The following is a 21,560-nucleotide window of genomic DNA, read 5'->3' on the forward strand; positions in this document are numbered from 1 at the left end:
TTTATTTCTCCCCCTCATTATTGCGTGTAATTGCTTGAGTCATAATCCGTTGTTGTTCATTTTTATGGACAAGTGGATCTCCTTCAGCCGGGCTTGATCTGCGCTTCCTTCCTATATATGTTACTGAAAGATTGCCAGGAGCCGCTGCATTTAGGCGAGGTTCAACAAATGTCCAAGCACCCATGTTTTTAGGTTCTTCTTGAGCCCAGAAGATTTCTTTAAGATTTGTATATTTTTTCAGGGCTTCTTGAACTCCAGTGAATGGGAATGGATAAATTTCTTCGATACTGATGATTTGCAACCAATCCGTATTTTTTTCAGTTGCCGCTTTTTCACGAAGTTCAACCGCCAATTTACCTGTTGCAAAAACAATGCGTTCAACCGATTTAGGTTTTTTGCCCAAAGTTTTGGTTTCTACGAATGATTCAAACGCGCCTTCACTGAATTCTTCTGTTGTAGAAGCCATCACCTGATTACGAAGCATACTCTTCGGTGTCATGATGACAAGCGGACGTACTTGTTCTTGATCCAAAATCTTAGCTTGTCTTCTAAGGATATGGAAGTATTGAGCTGCCGAACTTAAGTTAGCAACTGTCCAGTTGTTTTCAGCTGCTAATTGAAGGAAGCGTTCCAGTCGTGCACTTGAGTGCTCTGGCCCTTGTCCTTCATAACCGTGTGGAAGCAGCATGACAAGACCTGATTTTTGACCCCATTTTGCACGGCCAGCAGCGATGAATTGATCAAAGATCACTTGTGCTGTATTAGCGAAGTCACCGAATTGGCCTTCCCATAATACAAGTGTCTCAGGTGCAAAAACGTTATAACCATATTCATAAGCCAGAACTGCCGTTTCCGTAAGCGGGCTGTTATGAACAGCGAATGAAGCTTTGGCAGTTTCAAGTGTGTGAAGTGGTGAATATGTTTTTCCATTAACACTATCATGTAACATGATATTACGTTGTGCGAATGTTCCACGCTCTGAATCTTGTCCTGTCAAACGGATTGGCGTGCCGTCACTTAAAATCGATGCAAAAGCCAATGTCTCGGCATGTGCCCAATCGATTTTTCCGTCAGGACCAAAGGAATCCAAGCGACGTGATAAGATCTTTCCTAATTTTTTATTAGGGGTGAATCCTTCCGGCCATTTAACAAGCTCTTCGTTAATTGTAACAAGTTCTTGTTTCGGAACTGCCGTTTCAATGGCTGGAAGTCCTTTTTCAATAATCCCAGGAGGATTACACTCTTTGGAAGCTTCCGGTTTATTTCCGGAAATTTTCGCATATGCATCTGCAAGCCTTGTATCCACTTGCTCAGCAATCGCTTTAACTTCAGCTTCAGTGAACTCGCCGGATTCAATAAGTTTTTTCCCATAAAGCTCTTTTACGGTTGGATGCTTATGGATTAATGCATACATTTCAGGTTGAGTCACCAATGGCTCATCCATTTCGTTATGGCCGAAACGTCTGTAACCGATCAGGTCGATCAAGAAATCCTTGTTGTATTTTTCACGATATAGGTTAGCAAGGTTTACAGCAGCCATACATGCTTCTGGATCATCTGCATTTACATGCACGATCGGCACTTCGAAGCCTTTTGCCAAATCACTAGCATATAAGGTTGAACGTGAATCTTCACTTTCCGTTGTAAAACCGATCATGTTATTGGCGATGATATGGATTGCGCCGCCAACTTGATAACCGCGTAAACGGCTTAAGTTAAACGTTTCAGGTACAATTCCTTCACCTGGGAATGCAGCATCACCATGAATCAGGATTGCAAGAGATTTGGAAATGTCTTGCACAGGGAATCCTTTTTCTGTACGGTCTTCTTGAGCCGCACGAGAATACCCTTCCACGATTGGACCGACTACTTCCAAGTGACTTGGGTTATTGGCAAGTGTAATCCTTGCTTTTTGTATATTAGCTTTTGTAATCTGTTTATCCAGACCTAAATGGTATTTAACATCACCTGTCCATCCATTGTTAATGCCTGTTGAACCCTCGGAAGGAACCAAATCTTTATTCGGTGAATGTTGGAATTCAGAGAAAATGACCTCATAAGGCTTTCCTAATACATGTGCAAGCACATTCAAACGTCCACGGTGAGCCATGGCAATATTCACATTACCCGTTCCGTTTTGGACAGTTTGTGAAATCATTTCATCTAAAATCGGGACCATAGCATCCAGTCCTTCAATTGAGAAACGTTTTTGCCCTACATATGTGCGGTGAAGGAATTTCTCGAAACCTTCTACTTCATTCAATCGTTTAAGTAATAGTTCTTTTTTCTCTTTTCCCACTTCCGGGAACATGTTTCCAGATTCGACCATATCAGTAAGCCATTGCTTTTCATCCAAGTCATTAACATGATGAAATTCAAAGGCTATCGTTTTTGTATAGAGTTGTTTTAGGTATTGTACGGCTTCGTATCCGTCTTTCACGTCTTCAGGTGATTCCGGACAAATAAAGTCAGCCGGTATTTTCCTTAAATCATCTGCAGTCAAGCCATATTTTTCAAAGTGAATTTGTTCAGTGTCCAGAGCTTCTTCTTTTAAAGGATAAATATTTGCAGCAAGATGCCCGTATGCACGGATATTTTCAGCTAACTTCACTGCAGACATAATTTTCTTCATTGGAAGAACTTCTCCAGTTTGTACAGTTGATGCACTTACAGTCGTTGTTTCTGCCGATACATCGAATGAAGGAGGACCTGCTACTTCAAAAAAGTTTTTCAGTTCCGGATCCACTTCTTCCGGGTTGGCTAGAAATAAATCGTATTGCTCCATGACATACCCAAGGTTTGGACCCGAAAAAGCTTTCCAGTGGTCTAATACCTTAGAATCATTGATGGTCATTTTGTAAACCCCCAAATTTTTCTCATAATTTTTTTCATTCCGTTTTATCCATCCCCAAATTTCTTTCTTCTAATTTTCCCCAAATATAGGATATATATAAGATATATAATAAATAACTTTGGTTATTGAATAATAAAATTTTAAAGGATAAAACGTTTTCAGATGTTATATTAACATGTTTTTGTCGAAATATCCAAAGGTTAAACCACTTTATACAACCTTTTTTCAACTATATTTCTGCTTAATTCGTCAAAAATCGCTTTTAACTGTCTTTTTTGCTCATTTAAGTCTTTTTTTCGCTAAAAAAAGATTTTTGTATTTTTGTATAATGATTATTTTTCAGGTAAATTTAACTAGTTTGAAAGCCCTTTCAGCTCACTCAAACTTCCAAGCTGTTAAACTTAGATTGCCATATTGAAAGCTTCTGTGCAGAAGAGCCCCTTTTTTATTGTCATCCCCTGAGCCCATTGCGATGACCAATGGAATGAAATGCTCTTTGGAAGGCACAGCCTCTGTACTGTAAGGGGCGATATATTCATAATTGAACAAAGATTGCAAATCCCATTTCATGATTTTTTCTTCGACCCAGTTCTCAAACTCGATTGCCCATCCCTCTGCAACATGCATATCTTCCTGAATATGTGTGAAATTATGGACAATTCCACCGCTTCCTATGATCAGGACATTATTTTCCTTTAATTCCCTCAATGCTTTCCCAATTTCATACTGCTTGTCCAATGGCAGCGAAGGACTAATGGACATAGATACGGTCGGGATATCAGCTTCTGGGTACATGATATGCAAAAGCCCCCATGCTCCATGATCCAGGGGGCGCCTTTCATCAAGTTCCCCCAATACATCTATCCTGGACAATAAGGTTAAAATTCGATCTGACAGCTCCAGGCATCCCCTCGCAGGATATGTTATCTGAAATATTTCTTCAGGAAATCCAGCAAAATCGTAAATGACTTCATGCTTCCCCACTGCAGAAATCATTTGATCTTCATTTTCCCAATGTGCTGACAAAATAACGATGGCAGCAGGTTTCTTCATAGTTTGCATATACTCCTTCAAAAAAAGAGTATAGCTATTCTTTTCCAAAGCTAATAGCGGTGTTCCATGTGATAAAAACAATGATGGCATCATAGAGACGATAAATCCTTTCGCATTGTAATCTCAATATCCTATACCTTAATTTACTATAGTTAAACAATGTGTTCATCAATTAAATTGCATTTTCGGCGTAGTTTCATCAATAGTATCAAAGGTATATCCTTCTTTTTTAAGGAATTCAATTATATCGGGCAACGCTTTCACTGTATTTTTCATACTATTGATATCATGCAATAAGATATTAACATGCTTTTGATTTTTCGTCCCTTTTTGTACAGCAGAAATGATTTGTTGTTCACTTATTGACGGACTGAAGCCATCTGTCGAGTCAATGGACCAATCAAAATAAATATACCCTTTTTCCTTTAGTTGTTGAAGGATTCCATTGATGATTGGTTTCGTTGACGCCTGATGCCGCAGCCGATTATTCGAGCCGCCAGGAAGGCGCACAATACGGCTTTTTATCCCATATTCCTCTTGCAGCATGGTTTCAAGCCTATTCAAATCTTGAAAGAAACTCTCAGTCGACCGATAAACGATGGAATAATCATGTGTATAAGAATGAAGGGCGATCGAATGACCGCGGGATATCATTTCCTGATAACATCTCTTTGCGTATGGTTCTTCGTTACCTTTAACGAAAAATGTGGCCTTAACATGATAGCGGTCCAAAATATTCAATATCTCCATGGTATTCAAGGATGGTCCGTCATCGAAGGTCAAATAAGCGATTTTCTGATTCGCCTTACTTTTTAGCAACGGTGTCATCTCTTCAGGAATAACTGCATGTACTTGAATGTTTTGCACATCCACATCAGACAAAATAATAATGAGAGAACTCGCTATGACAAGAATTAATTTTAGCATCTTCTTCATAGGTGCTGCATCCCCTTCCTTTTGACCATTAAGGTGTACCAGTTAAGGGGTTTCATGCGCAATAAGGCAGCGGTAAAAAATACCGCTGCCTTTATTAAATGAAGTTATCGATCGACATTAAAGTAACGAGCTTCAGGATGTGCAAAAACAATGGCTGAAACGGAAGCCTCTGGTTCCATCATGCATCCTTCAGTCAATTCCACGCCGATATCTTGAGGTTGCAACAGGCGGAATAGCTTCTCCTGGTCTTCCAGATTAGGACAAGCAGGATAACCAAATGAAAACCTTTGCCCCGTGTACTTAGCTGCAAACCGCTCTTTCATGGACATATCAATCGGATCGCTTATACCTAAATCATCCCGCATTAATTGATGAATTCTTTCCGCGAACCCTTCAGCTGTTTCAAGAGCAAGTGATTGAAGGGCGTGATTTTTCAAGAAATCACCTTCAAGCTTCAGTTTTTCTGCCCATTTTCTGATTCCTTTTCCGGCAGTGACCAGGAAGAAACCAACATAATCCATTTGCCCGGAGGAAATCGGTTTTGCGAAGTCCGCTAAACAAAGATGCGGATTCGTATCTTGCCGGGGGAAGTCGAAAGTTTCCAAAACCTCATGATGATTGTCCGGGTTGTATATAAATAGCTTATCTCCTTCGCTTTGAGCAGGGAAAAATTGATAAACTGCATTCAAACCATAATCCGGTTCCGCCTTTAGGAATTCGATCAATTCGTCAACGAGATCATTGAGCTGCACTGCTTTTTCATTCCCTTGCTTAAGCAATTCGGTAACTTTGCCTTTTAACCCCAAATGATGACCAATCAGCATTTGCCTATTTATATATGGCTGGACGACATCCAATGGATAGTTTTTCAGGACGTGTCGTTTGATGTCGCGCGGTGTTTGAACAGGAACATCGCTTAAAGGAGCCGCTGTGGACTGCTTACGAACAGGTTTTTCCAATGTGGCAGCAATGGCGGCATTCGCTTTCGATCTTTCTCGTTTCTCGACCAACTCTTCCAAGTACACCACTTTTTTGTCGGAGTCATGTAAAATATTCGTTACCGCCAAACCATCCATCGCATCTTTGGAATATAAAACCGGCCCTTCATATTCAGGTGAAATTTTAAAATCGGTGAATTTACGGGATAATGCTGCTCCTCCAACTAAAATTGGGGTATCTATTCCCGCTTGCCTTAAATCCTGCGCGGTTAAAACCATTTGCTGTGCAGATTTGACAAGTAGCCCAGATAGGCCAATGATGGTTGGCTCATGTTTTCGAACCTCTTCAATGATTTGTTGCGGTGCGACCTTTATTCCCAAATCAATGACTTCATAGCCGTTATTGGAAAGGATGATATCCACTAGGTTTTTCCCGATATCATGCACATCTCCCTTGACGGTCGCCAACAGGATTTTCCCTTTCTTAGCACTATCTTCAGCGTTTTCCATAAGTGGTTCAAGGTGAGCTACAGCCGCCTTCATCGCTTCAGCACTTTGAAGCACCTCTGCGACAATAAGTTGGTTGTCATTGAACAGCCGCCCCACTTCACTCATCCCATCCATCAATGGTCCATTGATGATTTCCAATGGGGTATCACCGCGCTCTATCGCTTCATTTAAATCATCAATCAATCCTTCTTTCGTTCCTTCGATAATATAGTTACCAAGACGTTCGTCCAATGGCAGGATCACACCATCATCCTTCTTCTCCGCTTTTTTCCCACGATAAAATTCGGTAAAAATCGCTAAAGTTTCAGTTGATGTCTCAAACAGGAGTGCCTCCGCCAATTTCACTTCCTCTTCCGGTATCAAGGCGAAACGTTCAAGTTTTTCTGTATTCACGATAGCATAATCGAGACCCGCTTTTGTACAATGGTAAAGGAAAACGGCATTTAATATTTCCCTTCCCCTCGCCGGCAGACCGAAAGAAACGTTGGAAATTCCAAGTATCGTTAGGCATTCCGGAAACTTTTCTTTAATCGCCTTTATTCCATTCACCGTCTCCAATGCAGATCCAATATATTGTTCATCCCCGGTGCCTACAGGAAATACCAGCGGATCAAAAATGATGTCATTTTTGTTTAGACCGTACTTATTGACGAGCAAATCCACTGACCGCGTAGCCACTTCCAATTTCCGTTCGGCATCGACGGCCATCCCAATTTCATCAATGGTTCCTACGACAACGGCAGCACCATATTGATGGACTAAGGGTACTATTTTTTCAAAGCGCTCTTCACCATCTTCAAGGTTTATGGAATTTATGATCGATTTTCCCTGTGAATGTTTTAATGCTTGTTCAAGTACGACTTCATCCGTAGTGTCGATGACCAATGGGACTTTCACTTTTTTGACGACCTCTTCTACAAATTCCTTCATGTCGCCAAGCTCATCCCCATCAGGATCGGCAAGACAGATATCAATGACATGGGCGCCTTTCTTTACCTGGTTACGTGCAATTTCGGCAGCTGGCTCGTAATGCTTTCCACGTATCAGCTCCTTGAATTTTCGGGAACCGATAACATTCGTTCTCTCCCCTACGAATAAAGGACGCATTGAATCATCATAAATTAGCGGCTCTATCCCTGATACGGCATGACCATGGGCGGCTTCCATAATTGTACGGGGCTTCATGCCTTCGAGTACCCTGGAAAGTTCTTTAATATGTTCTGGTGTCGTGCCACAACATCCGCCAATGATATTGACCCATCCCTTTTCGGCAAATTGCTTCATTTTCTCTGCCAGGGATGTAGGTGATTCATGATAGTGGCCTTCTTCATCAGGGAGCCCGGCATTCGGATAACAGCTGATGGCGCTATTTGATATATCTGCAAGTGTCCTGATATGGTCTATCATGAATTCCGGCCCTGTTGCACAATTAAGGCCGACAGCTACGGGCTTCATATGTTCAACCGATAAATAAAAAGCTTCTATGGACTGGCCGGCAAGTGTCGTGCCCATCGGTTCGATTGTTCCTGATATGATGACAGGCACATCTTTTCCCGTTTTAGCGAATGCTGCTTTGATTCCAGAAAAGGCAGCCTTGACATTAAGCATATCCTGACAGGTTTCCACCAACAGCAAGTCTACCCCGCCATCCAAGAGACCCAGTGCCTGCTCTTCATAAGAATCTGTTAAAACATCAAAAGTCGTTCCGCCCGTTACGGAAAGCGTTTTTGTAGTGGGGCCCATCGAGCCAGCTACATATCTTGGCCATTCATCATTGGAATACTTTTCACAAGCTTTAACGGCAAGCTCAGCTGAAATTTTATTTAGCTTGTAGGCAATCGTGCTTATTTGGTATTCCTCAAGGACGATGCTGGTCGCTCCAAAGGTATTTGTTTCTATGATATCTGCGCCCGCTGCTAAATATTTTTCATGAATGGATTGGATGATTTCCGGTTGCGTCAGTGATAAATATTCATTGCAGCCCTCGAATTGTTCCCCGCCAAAATCGTCTGCTGTCAAATTCTCCGCTTGAAGCATCGTTCCCATCGCCCCATCAAGTAGGAGAATCTTAGAATTTAACTGATCTTGAATCGCTTTTTTATTCATGTACTGCCACCTCTGATGTCTGTTTACTATCGACTTTTCTAATATATTTCGTAAGTTCCGCCGTCATTTCATAGCGAAGGAATGGAGTGATTAAATATATGCCCTTGAATTTTTCCCTTGCTGCGTCTACCAGTTCCCGCGCGATATTCACCCCTTCAATCCTTGACTTTACAGGGTCATCCCCCGCTAGAGCCATGGCCCTTCTAACATTATCAGGCAATTTGATGCCTGGGATCTCATTATGGATGAATTCGGCGTTCCGGGTGCTTGTTAAGGGCATTATACCGATGAAAATCGGGGTTTTTAGATGTTTTGTCGCTTCATATACTTCTTCGATTTGCTCCACGGAATAAATTGGCTGTGTCAAAAAGGATTGAGCACCACAGGCAATCTTCTTTTCCATTCTCAGTACGGCTTTATCCAGATATTTCACATTGGGATTAAAAGCTGCCGCAATTTTAAAATTTGCCCGTTGACCCAAACTTTGACCGGAATAGGAAAGACCTTCATTAAATTGTTTGACCATGCTTATCAGGTCAAAGGAAGATAAATCATAAACCGAAGTGGCACCCGGAAAGTCCCCAATTTTTGAAGGGTCTCCGGTGATGATCAATATTTCGTTCAGCCCGACCGTCTGCAGACCCATTAAATGTGACTGCAGGCCAATCAAATTTCGATCACGGCATGTTATATGCACCATCGGATTAATATTCAATTGGTTCTTCAGTAAATTAGCCAGTGCATCATTCGATATCCTTGGTGAGGCAAGTGAATTATCCGCTAATGTAATGGAATCGACCCCTGCTTTTTTCAAAACCTCAGCACCTGTCATGAAACTCTCTATCCCTAGCTTTTTCGGTGGATCAAGCTCAACAAGAATCGTCCGTTCCGTTTTGGCCTTTTCGTAAAGGGGAAGTTCCAATTCCCTATCGTTCACCTCAATTACTTCTATTTCACGGGATTTCGTAAATTTCTCTTTCACGGGAGCCAAACTTCCAATTGCATGCTTTACAGCTTGAATATGCAGTGGAGTCGTTCCACAGCACCCTCCTATGATCGCGGCGCCTTGCTCACGAAGTTCCAGGGCACTAGAACCAAAATATTCCGGGACAGCTTTATAAACGAGCCTCCCATCGACATAATCAGGCAGGCTGGCGTTAGGGTAAATGGCAATCGATGCTTGCTTTGGCAAACTCACTTCTTCCAAGGCCCGAATCATATGATGTGGTCCAAGGCGGCAATTCACACCAACCACATCGGCACCCAATTGCTCGAGTTTTTGAAAGGCTTCATTTAAATGGATTCCATTTTGAAGATTACCCAGTTCATGCATCGAGACATTTGCGATAATCGGCAGTCCGGTTTCATTTTTAACGATTTGCAGGACGGTTTCCAGTTCTTCCAGGTCATAAAATGTTTCCAGGAGAATCCCATCAGGATTTTCCATCAACAGACTGTATAGCTGTTCACGAAAACCCCGTTTTATCTCTTCCATGCTTAAATCCGATTTCCTGATACTCCGCTGTGCCCCTATGGTGCCGAAGACGTATGCCTTACCTTTTGCCGCTTTTTTAGCAAGAATGACTCCCTGGCGATTGATTCTGCTCACTTCATCTTCAAGTCCATACCGCTTCAATTTATTGAAATTGGCTCCGTATGTATTCGATTGAAGGATATCTGCACCAGCTTCCAGATAGGCTCGATGGATGGACTCTATTTGATCTGGGTTCGTGCAGTTTAATTCCTCATAACATTGATCAATGCCATTAGAGTAAAGCAAGGTCCCCATTGCCCCTTCCCCAACCAGCATTCTTTCTTTTAATTCTTTACGAAAATTCATCATTACACCCTCTCTCAAAAACAATCCTGTTTTTGTCGTATTCTATGAGTATGAGAGAAAAGGAAAAAAAACCTTCTCAAAGAAGAAGGTTTTTGAAACATTCTCCTCATCTATCAAGCTCTGCTTGCTGGATTTAGCACCTTTGCGTAAGCTGGTTGCTGAGGTTTCTTCGGGCCAGTCCCTCCACCTCTCTCGATAAGATCCATTTATATAATTTTCATAAGATTTCAAAATTTGATTATATTTAATTTACATTAATAGTCTGTCAATTTCAATACCTGATCGACATTTTTTTCACTTTTGCAAAAATCATTCAATCCTTTGCTGCTTGAACCCTCTTCAAGATCCTTTGTTTCCAGTCTTCCGCTAACGAGTCTAGTGTAAGTAAAGCCTTAGCACCTTCAAGCCCATCCCGTTTATGAAGGATGACCTCTGCTGCGTAATGGACAGAAATTTTTTCTTGTAGACGGTCTATCAGCTCAATCTCGTTTTGTTTATTTATCGTTCCTTCTTGAAGTACTCTTGCAAAATAACCAGTGTAACTCGTTTTCAGTACGTGTTCCAAAAACTTAGGTTCTTGATTGAAGAGGGAAATGGTCGAACAAGGTATCCTCCCTTGGTTAATTTGAACAATCACATCGCCTATTTGATAAATATCGCCGATATACGTTGTTTCTTCCTTCATCCCCGCTATAGTTAAATTTTCACCGAATGCAGGGATATCCAGCTTTTTAGAGAATTTTTCATTCCATAATGAATAATGCTCAAATGGGTAAAAGCACAAAGCCCGATCAGGACCTCCATGGAACTTTACATTACCGACACCATCACCGATTATGCCAGCTTTAGTCACTTTCAAATTATCCTGTGCTTGTTTATCCATGGCTGAAAAGATATCGATATTCGAAAAAATTTCATGTTTCGGCTTCCCCGCATGTAGTGATTCGATTTTTCCATTTTCCATTTTGCATCTTCCATTCATATTAAATTTATATCGTTCTATATGTATAAATTATACTAAAAATCCATTTTATTCAGTACCTTTTTATATGTATATGAAATGAAAAAGCCATATGCGGCGTTAATGGGCTAAATATCATTGATTTCCAGAAAAATTCATAGGTTAGTTTCAGTAATTTAGTTGCTATTTCAGAATTAAATATGGTAGAATATGAACACAATATATAGTCGAAAACTACAACCGTTCGCCTATATGTTGATTTTCACGATTGAATTCCTCATTGTCGCTCTTTAGGGAGCGAATTTTTTTTGCTTTCGTTAATATCCACTAATTCCCTGTAATTCCATTCACTTTCTCGCATCGTGATCGACTCACCTATTTGTACTTTCCTCCCCTCTTTATCAAGACCTTTTCATCTTATTAGAAGCCTGATTCCTTGCAAAAACAAGCAGAAAGCCGAGCGACATCATCCGTCTTCCGCTCAGCTTCCTGTTTACGCTTGTTTCTTTTTTTTCGGTGCCGCTTTCTTCCGGGTCGTCTTTTTCTTTTCCGGTTCATCATGTTTTGTACGGTCTATGGATGCTTGTAATGCCTCCATTAAATCAGTTACATTGTTGGAAACTGGTTCTTTTGTTTTCGCTGTAATCGTCGTCTGTCCCGTTTTCTTCGATTCAATCAATTCTAGTAACGCGGTTCGATAGTCATCGGTGTACTTTGTCGGATCGAAAGTAGTCGTTAATTGATCTATCAATAATACGGCAGTATCGATTTCTTTTTTTACAATGGTATCATTGGCAGGGATATTCGGAACATCCGCTGTGGAGCGGACTTCATCCGGATAATGAATCGTTTCCATAACCAAGGTATTATCAACGACTCGGATTACCGCCATTTGTTCTTTGGAGCGAATGATGATTTTTGCCAACCCCACCTTATTCGATTCCTTGAGGGCCTGCCTCAAAAGGGAATAGGCTTTTATCCCCCCGTCATTTGGGGACATGTAATAACTCCGGTTAAAATAAATGGGATCTATTTCTTCAATTTTAACGAAATCCACGATTTCCACGGCTTTTTCTTCGTTTTGTTTTTTCAGTTGTTCTAGTTCATTGTCTTCCAATACAACAAACTTTCCCTTTGTATACTCAAAAGCGCGGACTATATCATCCTTCCCCACTTCTTTCTCGCATACTGGACAAACCTTTTCGTATTTAATCGGTGTATGACATTCCTTATGCAACGTCCTTAAAGATATATCCTTATCCTCCGTTGCAGCATGAAGTTTGATCGGAATGTTCACCAAACCGAATGATATGCTCCCCTTCCACATCGTATGCATATTCGTCACCTCATAACTTATTTTTGATGAGAAGAACAATTTTATTATTCCCCTTTGTTCAAAAAAAACCGAAAAAACAATTGCCAACTCTAACACTTCGTTTTTTTGGCAAAATAATGTTATCAATTATTTGCGGAGGTAAATACAAAAATGAAACCGATGCTGCCTACCTATTACCCTGAAGCCCCCAACTCCAAGGATTGGCGTTATGAAGTCAAATATGACGGCTTTAGGGCTATTTTAACGATAGACTCCGATACCATAAGCATTTCGAGTCGGAATGAAAAGGAATTATCACCTCAATTCCCAGAAATCATCGCTTTCATCAAAGACCTGGACCTGGAAGAGTATCTCCCGCTTCAGTTAGATGGAGAATTGGTCTGGCTTACGAATCAGGCGAAAGCGGACTTTTTTCAAATACAGTGGCGAGGACGCCTTGGGAAACAATCCTTAATTTCAGAAAATGCCCGTTTTTCCCCATGTCGATTTATAGCGTTTGACCTGCTTCGCATCAGCGGAAAAGACGTAGCAGCTAAACCAATGGTGGAACGAAGGGAATTGATGTTGAATATGGGGGGAAAACTCGGTCTTCCTATGCCTCCTGATCCCAACGATAAGGCTTTGATACAATTAATAGAGAGTTTTGACGTTTTAGATATTGCCTTGAATAAGGTCACCTTGTTAGATGGCGAAGGGATTGTCGCCAAGGAAATTCGGGGTGCTTGGCAAGAAGGAAGACGTACTACATCTTGGATTAAGGTGAAAAATTGGAAGACCGTTTCTTGTTTCATCACAGCATTGCACAAAGAAAATGGCTACGTGTCCCTCGCAGTTTTCAAAGAAGGTGCCGTAACGAAAATCGGGAGTGTCAAAAATGGACTGAGTGCTCGAGATAAAAGTATATTGCATCAATTGATCAAGCAAAATGCATCAGATGAAGACGCACAATTTTTTTATATCCATCCATCCATTTGCATTGAAGTTCAATTCTTGCACGTATATGAGGAAAATGAATTGCGTGAACCTCAGTTTTCGCAGTGGCTTTTACAAACTTCTCCCGACGAATGTACCTGGGAGAAATTCGTGCTAGGCCAATATACATTTCCAGATACTGTACTAATAACTTCCAGGGATAAACCGCTTTGGAAAACAGAAGGTAAACAGGTGGTAAAAGTAGAATATCTTCATTATTTACGGGAGGTTTCAGCTTTCTTCTTACCCTTCTTGAAGGATAAGCTTCTTACAACGATCCGCTATCCTCATGGAACTTTGGATAAAGAAAGATTTTTCCAAAAAAACAAACCTGATTATGCGCCGGACTTTATAAAAACGTTCATGGATGAGGATATCGAGTATATGCTGTGTAACGACATTGAAACTCTCCTTTGGTTTGGTAATCAACTTGCATTGGAATTTCATGCCCCATTTCAGAAAGCCGGTAAAACAAGACCCGACGAAATCGTCCTGGACTTGGATCCTCCTTCCATCGAATATTTCTCTCTTGCGGTAAAGGCTGCACAGGAAATAAAAAAGGTGATGGAATCATTAAGGATTAAAGCTTTTGTAAAAACTTCAGGTAACAAAGGACTGCAAATTCACATCCCTCTGCCTGAAGACAGATTTACTTATCAGGAGACACGCATATTCACTGACTTTCTAGGTGATTATTTAACAAGTTCCAATCCGAATGATTTTACAACGGAAAGAATGAAAATAAATCGGCATAATCGACTTTACTTGGACTTTGTGCAGCATAGTGAAGGAAAAACCATCATTCTTCCTTATTCCCCACGGGGAAATTCTTTCGCTGGTGTGGCTACACCTTTGTTTTGGGAGGAAGTGAACGAAAGTCTCCAGTTAAAGGACCTTACGATTGAAACCATACCAAACAGAATAAAAAGGGACGGGTGTGCGTTTATGGATTACCGACTGGTAGATAATGGACCAGCCTTTTTGGAAGTATTGTCGTTCCTAAAACAAAAAAAGACCAATAACTAATTGGTAAGATGGAAAGTTGCTCTAGAAACGCGCTTTCCGCGGGCGGTTTTTGCTTTCATGCAGCATGGCAGACAGTCGAGCGGTTAGGGAGCGGACTTCTGAAATTAACTCGAACATTTTTTTGAAGGTTAGTAATTCTGATCGTTGATTTCCACTCCAGGCACTCGCTTTCCGGGGGCGGTCCGCCCTCGGCGCTCTTGCGCCTGTGGGGCCTCCCTTGGACTCGCTTTTCCCGCAGGAGTCTTGCGCCTTCCGTTCCAATCAACTTAGTGTATTAAAAGAAAAAACTGCTGGCTCGTCTTATTCCCAATCCTATTTAAGACTAGTTTATCCTGCAGTTTTTTCCTGTAATCCTTAATGGATGGAAGAAATTTGCGACACTCCTGCCGAATAACTGGCTAGTCGAGACCCCACAGGCTCTTGAGCCGAGGAGGCTTGGCAGACAGTCGGCGGAAAGTGAACGGATCTCTGAAATCAACTGAAATTTTTTCAAATAAGAAAACTGCAGGAAAACTCGCTTTTTTCGAGTGCCCCTGCAGTTTAAAAATTTCATTATAATTTTGTTCTCAAATAACTTTGCACTTCATCCTGCAGCTTGGCATATAAGCTTGTTTCCAATTCAAAATCCTCTTTTTCAAGCATTTCAAATTTTTCAGGCTGATCTAAGTCCATTTCAATCGATACTTTGAATTCATAGGTTGCATTCCCGATTAAATCAATTGAATACGTTTGGCTTTCTACATCATGGTGGACCACGCATTTAACTTTTCCGCCGTTATTGTAGACAGATATTTCACTTTCCAACGCGTTTAACCCAACAGAGCATGTTACTAGGCTAGAAGCCGACATCGCCGTTCCACATGCATTCGTGAAGCCTACTCCACGTTCGAATGTCCGCACATAAATGCTCCCTGGTTCCAACTCTTTCACAAAGCTGACATTGACACCATCAGGGAAAAGTTCATTCGGTTGATTGACCTTTGTTGAAAGTTCTTCCTGCAAATCACTTTGTAAAACATCACTATCGACGAGTGTGATTAAATGTGGATTAGGAACTGCCAATGCCGAAAATAGCAGGGTATCATGAAGTTCCGGCAATGTTTCGTTTTGCAGCTGTTCTTTAGCCAATACAAGAGGTAGATCCTTCACATTAAAACTTACCGGGGAAATTTCCACCTTGAAAGTCGGAATGCCTTCATAAATATCTTCCGTTTTTTCGACTAGTAAATTTGCCTTCATGGTTTCCACGATCATTTTATCTAGCCCCAGAACGTCGTTCGCGTAACGTGCAACACAGCGAAGTCCGTTGCCGCACATCGAGGCTTCCGATCCATCCGCATTAAAGACACGCATCCGGCAATCAGCATGTTCACTTTTCATTACGAACAAAATACCATCCGCTCCGAGCCTCTCCCGATTGCATAGGGCCTTCGCGAAATTTTTCCGCTCTTCTTCCGTAAACGTCAGGGTCGTAGTCAATTCATCAATTATCAAGAAATCATTTCCTGAACCATGGCTTTTTAAACCTTCAATAATCATCCTGTCACATCCTCTAATATGCTGCTTGTCATTTATCATTTTTTTAATATTCTATATCATAGCATTTTCAAGATGGATGTGTCATCGCGTAAATCACATTAAATCCATTTTTTTCGACGAAAAAACCAATAAGAAGAGCGGTTGGAATAAGAATTAACTCATTCCAACCGCTCTTTTGAATTTTAACCGATCATACCAATGATGAAATAGACGATAAACATTCCGGCACTCACATACATCGGGGCTGACACTTCTCTCGCTTTTCCGGTTACAAGCTTCAAGAATGGGTACAGGATGAAACCGAAGGCCATTCCATCGGCAATACTGTATGTGAAAGGAATGATCGTGATGATCATGATTGCAGGTATGCTCTCGGTTAAATCACTGAAATTCAGCTTTTTTATGTTTCCGAGCATTAAAATGCCAATGATAATCAAGATGGGGGCAATGGCGCTATCAGGGATTACTTTAATCACCGGTATAAATAACAGTGATAGGATGAATAGCTTGCCCGTCACCACTGAAGTAAAACCAGTCCTGCCTCCTGATGCGATTCCTGCTGCCGTTTCAACAGTTGCGACGGTAGGACTCGAACCGAATAAGCCTGATAATAGAACGGACACACTTGTCGCCTGCAGCGACTTTTTATAGGCATCCTGGCGGTTGATACTATCTACATGCCCGTGTACAAGACCAATATTTTCAAAAACAAGAACCATCGTCATCGCAAATACACTTATCCAGAATTCAATCCGGTTCGCTTCCAAGAACGATAATGAAAAGAAGAGATCTCCGTAAGAAGCTGTGTTAATGCCTGAAAAATGGATTTCCGATAGTTGAACCGTCCCGAACCAATAGGCAATGAGGCTGCCTGCCAGGATGGTTATCATGAAATTACCGGGGATATTCTTGATGAACAGCGTGATTGCCAGTAAAAAGGTCAACACCGTTGCAAACACCGCTGGATCGCTTAAATCTCCCAGTGCGACGATTGATGATGAACCTCTTGTGATTATCCCGCCCTTTTCAAGTCCGATCAGCATCAAGAATAAGCCAAGACCAACAGATATGGCTTCTTTTATCGAACTTGGAATCGAATCACTGATGATTTTGGAGTATTTTGTAAAAGCGATGATTACAAAAATTACCCCTGAGATAAACACAGCACCAAGAGCCGATTGCCATGATAGACCCATTCCTTGAACCATGGTATAAGCAAATAGGGCATTGACGCCCATTCCTGGAACGAGAAGGATTGGGACATTCGCCCAAAGTCCTATCATGACACAGCTTAAAGCAGATAAAAGAATCGTGGCAATCACTGCACCATTAATCGGTATACCCGCTTCCGATAAAATCAGGGAATTCACGATGAGAATATAGACTATCGTAAAATAGCCGACCACTCCAGCAAGGATTTCACGCTTTCCATTCGTCCCATAGTCGGAAAAATGAAAAAACGTTTCCAAGTTTAATTTCTTCATGTTGTATCCTTATCAAATTTATCCCTCGCCCACCCGTTTGTATTAGTGACAAACTACACTTGGCGATTTTAACAAAAAAAAGGATAAAAATAAATAGCAATGATAAAAATTTGAAAAAAACTGTCGGAAATGCTCCCGACAGCCTCGATGAATATATTATTTTTGTTCTTGCGAATACCCATCTACTACCAATTCCAGCTTCCCTGTATCAGGCGAAATGATTAGACCATGCACAGGAATATTTTTAGGAATCAATGGATGTCCTTTAATCACTTCGACGCTGTTCTTACAACTTTCATAAACATCATCAAATCCGCGAAGCCAACTGCGGATATCGATTCCTGCAGCTCCCAGTGTATCGATGGTGCTCTTTGGTATATCACGTTCGATCATCTTGTCCATTACAGCATCGGCATCGACTGATGCCATCCCGCAGTCATGGTGAGGTATGACCAATACTTCATCTGCCTTTAGCTCATAAATAGCAACAAGGATACTCCGCATGACACTTCCGAATGGGTGGGAGACGATTGCCCCGGCAGTCTTCAGGATTTTGACATCACCATTTTTGACATTCAAGGATTTTGGCAATAGTTCCACGAGCCGAGTGTCCATACAGCTTATGATGACCATACGTTTCTCAGGAAACTTATCCGTCCTATACTTAACATATTCACCTTTTTCTACAAACTGTTCATTATAATCCATAATCTCATTAAGTAAACTCATATTTACCACCTTTTTATTGTGTATTTAATCTATGTATCTCCTATTATTATATCAGGTATTTAAAAGATTTGCTAAATGGGAACCGTAGTCAATTTGAACGATGATTCAGCGTGGCTGCACAGAACCCAAAGACAATGATTTTAGGACTTTCAGCAATATTTGATGAAAAAGAAAGTATGGGTGTATTAGTCTTGAATCGTTTCCCCCACTCCAAAGGCATCCAGCCTTCTTGGTATGAAGCGATCTTTTCCCCGTCTTTTGTGGCAATCTCGAAAGAATTTACACTTCCCGGAGTTTCAATTGGCATCCATTCCGTACCATCTTCCTTATAGATCATTCCATTTACCTTCACGAATGACCGATTTTCTTGATACGATCCAATAATGCCGCCCTGATCATCCAGGATCGTCATTTTATTGAAAAGCCCCCTTTTGATATGGTACTTAGCCAGCAAACGCCCCTCATGGTCCACCAGTTCATATCGCTTGGCCATTAGCATCGACAAGAAATTGGGAATCATCCACATGAACCACTTCATATTCAAATCACGTACCTCGCCCATTAGTGACCCATCCGGCGCAAAGAGAAGCAGTCGCAAAGTCGGTGCTGGCATAAAAGTCAATAAAACATGTTCATTTTTTAATAACCCGGCATTCGTCCCGATATGTTCTTCAGGCAATTCCTTCATTCTATTTTCATATATACGATGACTGACAAATTGAGCAATGCTAAAGAAAATAAAAGGAGAAGTTATCAATAATATATTGCCCGGAATCATCGCAAAAATATGGCAAATGAAAAAGACAACGGCCAAAACAAGAGATACCCAAGATGCATGAAAATTTGAATTGCTCGTTTTCTGATAATATTCACGTATATTCATATCCCGCTCTACTCCTCACTCCTTACAAGAAAGATTACCGCCTTTAGGGCGGCCATTGATTAGCAGTACCACAATCCGCCCGGATCCGCTTCCTAAATGTGCAGGGAAGCAGTTATCATAATACTTTATTCGCTTTAATGTGGTCTATTCCCTTTTTAATGAAGGACAAATCCCAACACGGTCCAAATAAAAAAGGACTCCGAATTGAAAGGAATCCTATTGTAGACAAAATGGGGGCCTATCCAATTTTAAAACAAGATTAGATTTTTCTTAATGTCTTTTTACTGTATTCCTTATTGGATGGAAGTAATTTGCGACACTCCTGCCGAATTACTGGCTAGCCGAGGCACCGCAGCCGCTAGGCGAGGAGGCTTGGCAGGCAGTCGGCGGAAAGGAAGCGGATTCCTGAAATCCACTGGAACGTTTTTCAAAAAAAACTGCAGGCTAACTCCCTTTTCCTCGAGTCTCAAAGGACTCCGCATCGAACGGAATCCTAAAGTAGACAAAATGGGTTCCTACCCAATTTTAAAACAACACTAGATTTTTCTTAATGTTTTTTTACTGTATTCCTTATGGGATTGAAAGAAATTTGCGACACTCCTGCCGAATTACTGGCTAGCCGAGATACCGCAGCCGCTAGGCGAGGAGGCTTGGCAGGCAGTCCGCGGAAAGGGAGCGGATTTCTGAAATCCACTGGATCCTTTTTCATAAAACTGCAGGCTAACTCCCTTTTCCTCGAGTCTCAAAGGACTCCGAATTGAACGGAATCCTATCGTAGACAAAATGGGGGCCTATCCAATTTTAAAACAAGATTAGATTTTTCTTAATGTCTTTTTACTGTATTCCTTATTGGATGGAAGAAATTTGCGACACTCCTGCCGAATTACTGGCTAGCCGAGACACCGCAGCCCGCTAGGCGAGGAGGCTTGGCAGGCAGTCGGCGGAAAGGAGCGGATTTCTGAAATCCACTGGAACGTTTTTCAAATAAAAAACTGCAGACAAACTTGATCTGACCCAATAAAGTTAGACATATAATTTAAGCAGCTTCTAAGACCTGAGTTCGGTATTCTATCGGACTCAGGTCTTTTAATTTTACCTTCATTCGTTTGTGGTTATAGTAATGAATATAATCATCTAATTCCTTTTCAAAGTGCTCCATACTTTCAAACTCTTGGAGATAAAGCAATTCAGACTTTAACAAGCCAAAAAAGTTTTCAATGACTGCGTTATCTAAACAATTTCCCTTACGGGACATGCTTTGTATAATGCGGGAATCTTTTAAGGTTTTTTGATACTTCTTCATTTGATAATGCCACCCTTGATCCGAATGGAGGATGACCGTATCTTCTGGTTTTAGGTGTTTAATCGCCTCATCTAACATATCTCCAACAAGTTTATAAACAGGGCGTTTCATCACTTTGTAGGCAATAATTTCACCATTACATAAATCAAGGATAGGGGATAGGTAACGTTTCTCCCCAAATAAATGAAATTCCGTTACGTCTGTTACCCATTTTTGATTCATTTTCTCAGCTTGAAAATCACGTTGTAAAATATGGGGGGCAATTCGACCAACACGCCCCTTATACGAACGATACTTTTTCATACGGACTAAACATTTTACGCCCATTTCATTCATGAGGCGGTTGATGGTCTTTGGATTGTGAGAAAACCCATATTTTTTTAACTCTTTTGTGATACGACGATAACCGTAACGTCCTTTATGTTCATGATAGATAGACTGAATAGTGGCTTTTACCTTCGAATACTTATCTTCTCGATTCAAGCGTTTTTCCCAATAATAGTACGTGCTACGTGGAATATCAGCGACTTTAATTAAGGCCACAACCTCATAAATGGACTTTAGTTCATAAATTACTTGCGCTTTGATTTGGGTTGTAATTTTTCCTGCATTTGAACTAAAGTATTTAACTTTTTTAAATACGCATTCTCCATTTCCAGTTGTTTAATTCGTTCTTCAAGCTCTTTAACCGAACCTTCAATTTGTTTGGATGGATTGATATCTTTTTTCATGGATGGTCTCCCCTTTTTCTTAGAAATTAGGGCATCTAATCCATAGGCATTAACATTTATTCTCCATGTCCGAATTAGCGCTGGAGATGAAATATTAAACCTTGCGGCTGCGTCGTAAGAAGATATACCCGTTTCATTCATATAATTAAGTACATCCATTTTAAACTCCGTAGAATAACTTGTATAGGATTTCTTAAATCCATCGACTCCTTGAATTTGGTATAAACGAACCCATCCTTGAATCATTTGATACGAAACTTCAAATATTTTTTGAAGATCCATATAGCTGTGCTTTCCTTCAAGGTAAAGTCGTGTAATGAATATTTTCTGTTCGGCAGAAAAATTAGCCATAAAAAACA

13 protein-coding genes and 1 riboswitch are annotated in these 21,560 nt (G+C 40.9%); of the genes, 1 reads left to right on the forward strand and 12 read right to left on the reverse strand.

The window, feature by feature from the left end:
* Nucleotide 1: 1 nt before the first annotated feature.
* The 7 genes from NYE65_RS00875 to ku all read right to left on the reverse strand — a co-directional run bounded on the left by NYE65_RS00875 (nucleotide 2) and on the right by ku (nucleotide 12,534).
* The gene (locus tag NYE65_RS00875) at nucleotides 2–2,854 is read right to left on the reverse strand and encodes a 2-oxoglutarate dehydrogenase E1 component (RefSeq protein WP_340859548.1); all 2,853 of its coding nucleotides are present in this window, start codon (nucleotides 2,852–2,854) and stop codon (nucleotides 2–4) included.
* A 375-nt stretch (nucleotides 2,855–3,229) separates the two neighbouring features.
* Nucleotides 3,230–4,000: a dioxygenase family protein gene (locus tag NYE65_RS00880; RefSeq protein WP_340859549.1), complete on the reverse strand. Its 771-nt coding sequence runs from the start codon at nucleotides 3,998–4,000 to the stop codon at nucleotides 3,230–3,232.
* Nucleotides 4,001–4,075: 75 nt separating this feature from the next.
* A complete protein-coding gene (locus NYE65_RS00885; RefSeq protein WP_340859550.1) occupies nucleotides 4,076–4,843 on the reverse strand; it encodes a polysaccharide deacetylase family protein in 768 nt (255 codons plus the stop codon).
* A 104-nt stretch (nucleotides 4,844–4,947) separates the two neighbouring features.
* The gene (gene metH / locus NYE65_RS00890; protein ID WP_340859551.1) at nucleotides 4,948–8,397 is read right to left on the reverse strand and encodes a methionine synthase; all 3,450 of its coding nucleotides are present in this window, start codon (nucleotides 8,395–8,397) and stop codon (nucleotides 4,948–4,950) included.
* Nucleotides 8,390–10,237, reverse strand: coding sequence for a bifunctional homocysteine S-methyltransferase/methylenetetrahydrofolate reductase (locus tag NYE65_RS00895; RefSeq protein ID WP_268591591.1), 1,848 nt, complete (start codon nucleotides 10,235–10,237; stop codon nucleotides 8,390–8,392). The genes metH and NYE65_RS00895 overlap by 8 nt, the downstream gene beginning before the upstream one ends.
* A gap of 103 nt (nucleotides 10,238–10,340) precedes the next feature.
* A riboswitch (SAM riboswitch) is annotated at nucleotides 10,341–10,439 on the reverse strand.
* Between the two features lie 111 nt (nucleotides 10,440–10,550).
* Entirely contained in the window at nucleotides 10,551–11,201 is a 651-nt protein-coding gene (locus NYE65_RS00900) for an MOSC domain-containing protein (protein WP_328176933.1), read from the reverse strand.
* 490 nt (nucleotides 11,202–11,691) lie between these two features.
* The gene (ku, locus tag NYE65_RS00905; protein WP_048687774.1) at nucleotides 11,692–12,534 is read right to left on the reverse strand and encodes a non-homologous end joining protein Ku; all 843 of its coding nucleotides are present in this window, start codon (nucleotides 12,532–12,534) and stop codon (nucleotides 11,692–11,694) included.
* A 150-nt stretch (nucleotides 12,535–12,684) separates the two neighbouring features.
* Between ku and ligD the strand changes: the two genes are divergently transcribed.
* Nucleotides 12,685–14,532: a DNA ligase D gene (gene ligD, locus NYE65_RS00910; protein WP_340859552.1), complete on the forward strand. Its 1,848-nt coding sequence runs from the start codon at nucleotides 12,685–12,687 to the stop codon at nucleotides 14,530–14,532.
* Between the two features lie 552 nt (nucleotides 14,533–15,084).
* On the opposite strand, the gene dapF is transcribed toward ligD, so the two are convergent.
* The 5 genes from dapF to NYE65_RS00935 form a co-directional block, all read right to left on the reverse strand.
* Nucleotides 15,085–16,071 (reverse strand): diaminopimelate epimerase, encoded by a 987-nt coding sequence (dapF, locus tag NYE65_RS00915; protein ID WP_268591572.1) that lies wholly within the window; start codon nucleotides 16,069–16,071, stop codon nucleotides 15,085–15,087.
* A 182-nt stretch (nucleotides 16,072–16,253) separates the two neighbouring features.
* On the reverse strand, nucleotides 16,254–17,555 hold the full coding sequence (locus NYE65_RS00920) for an NCS2 family permease (protein WP_340859553.1): 1,302 nt from the start codon (nucleotides 17,553–17,555) through the stop codon (nucleotides 16,254–16,256).
* A gap of 156 nt (nucleotides 17,556–17,711) precedes the next feature.
* Nucleotides 17,712–18,284, reverse strand: a complete 573-nt coding sequence (locus NYE65_RS00925; RefSeq protein ID WP_063590861.1) for a beta-class carbonic anhydrase — start codon at nucleotides 18,282–18,284, stop codon at nucleotides 17,712–17,714.
* Nucleotides 18,285–18,372: 88 nt separating this feature from the next.
* On the reverse strand, nucleotides 18,373–19,167 hold the full coding sequence (locus tag NYE65_RS00930) for a hypothetical protein (RefSeq protein WP_328176929.1): 795 nt from the start codon (nucleotides 19,165–19,167) through the stop codon (nucleotides 18,373–18,375).
* A 1,036-nt stretch (nucleotides 19,168–20,203) separates the two neighbouring features.
* Nucleotides 20,204–21,552 (reverse strand): IS3 family transposase gene (locus NYE65_RS00935; protein WP_340859554.1). Its coding sequence is split into 2 segments (ribosomal slippage): nucleotides 20,204–21,093 and nucleotides 21,093–21,552, totalling 1,350 coding nucleotides; the frame shifts between segments, so codons are not numbered across the junction.
* Between the last annotated feature and the right edge of the window lie 8 nt (nucleotides 21,553–21,560).

The sequence above is a fragment of the Peribacillus sp. FSL R5-0717 genome (assembly GCF_038002945.1).
GTDB classification, from domain to species: domain Bacteria; phylum Bacillota; class Bacilli; order Bacillales; family DSM-1321; genus Peribacillus; species Peribacillus frigoritolerans.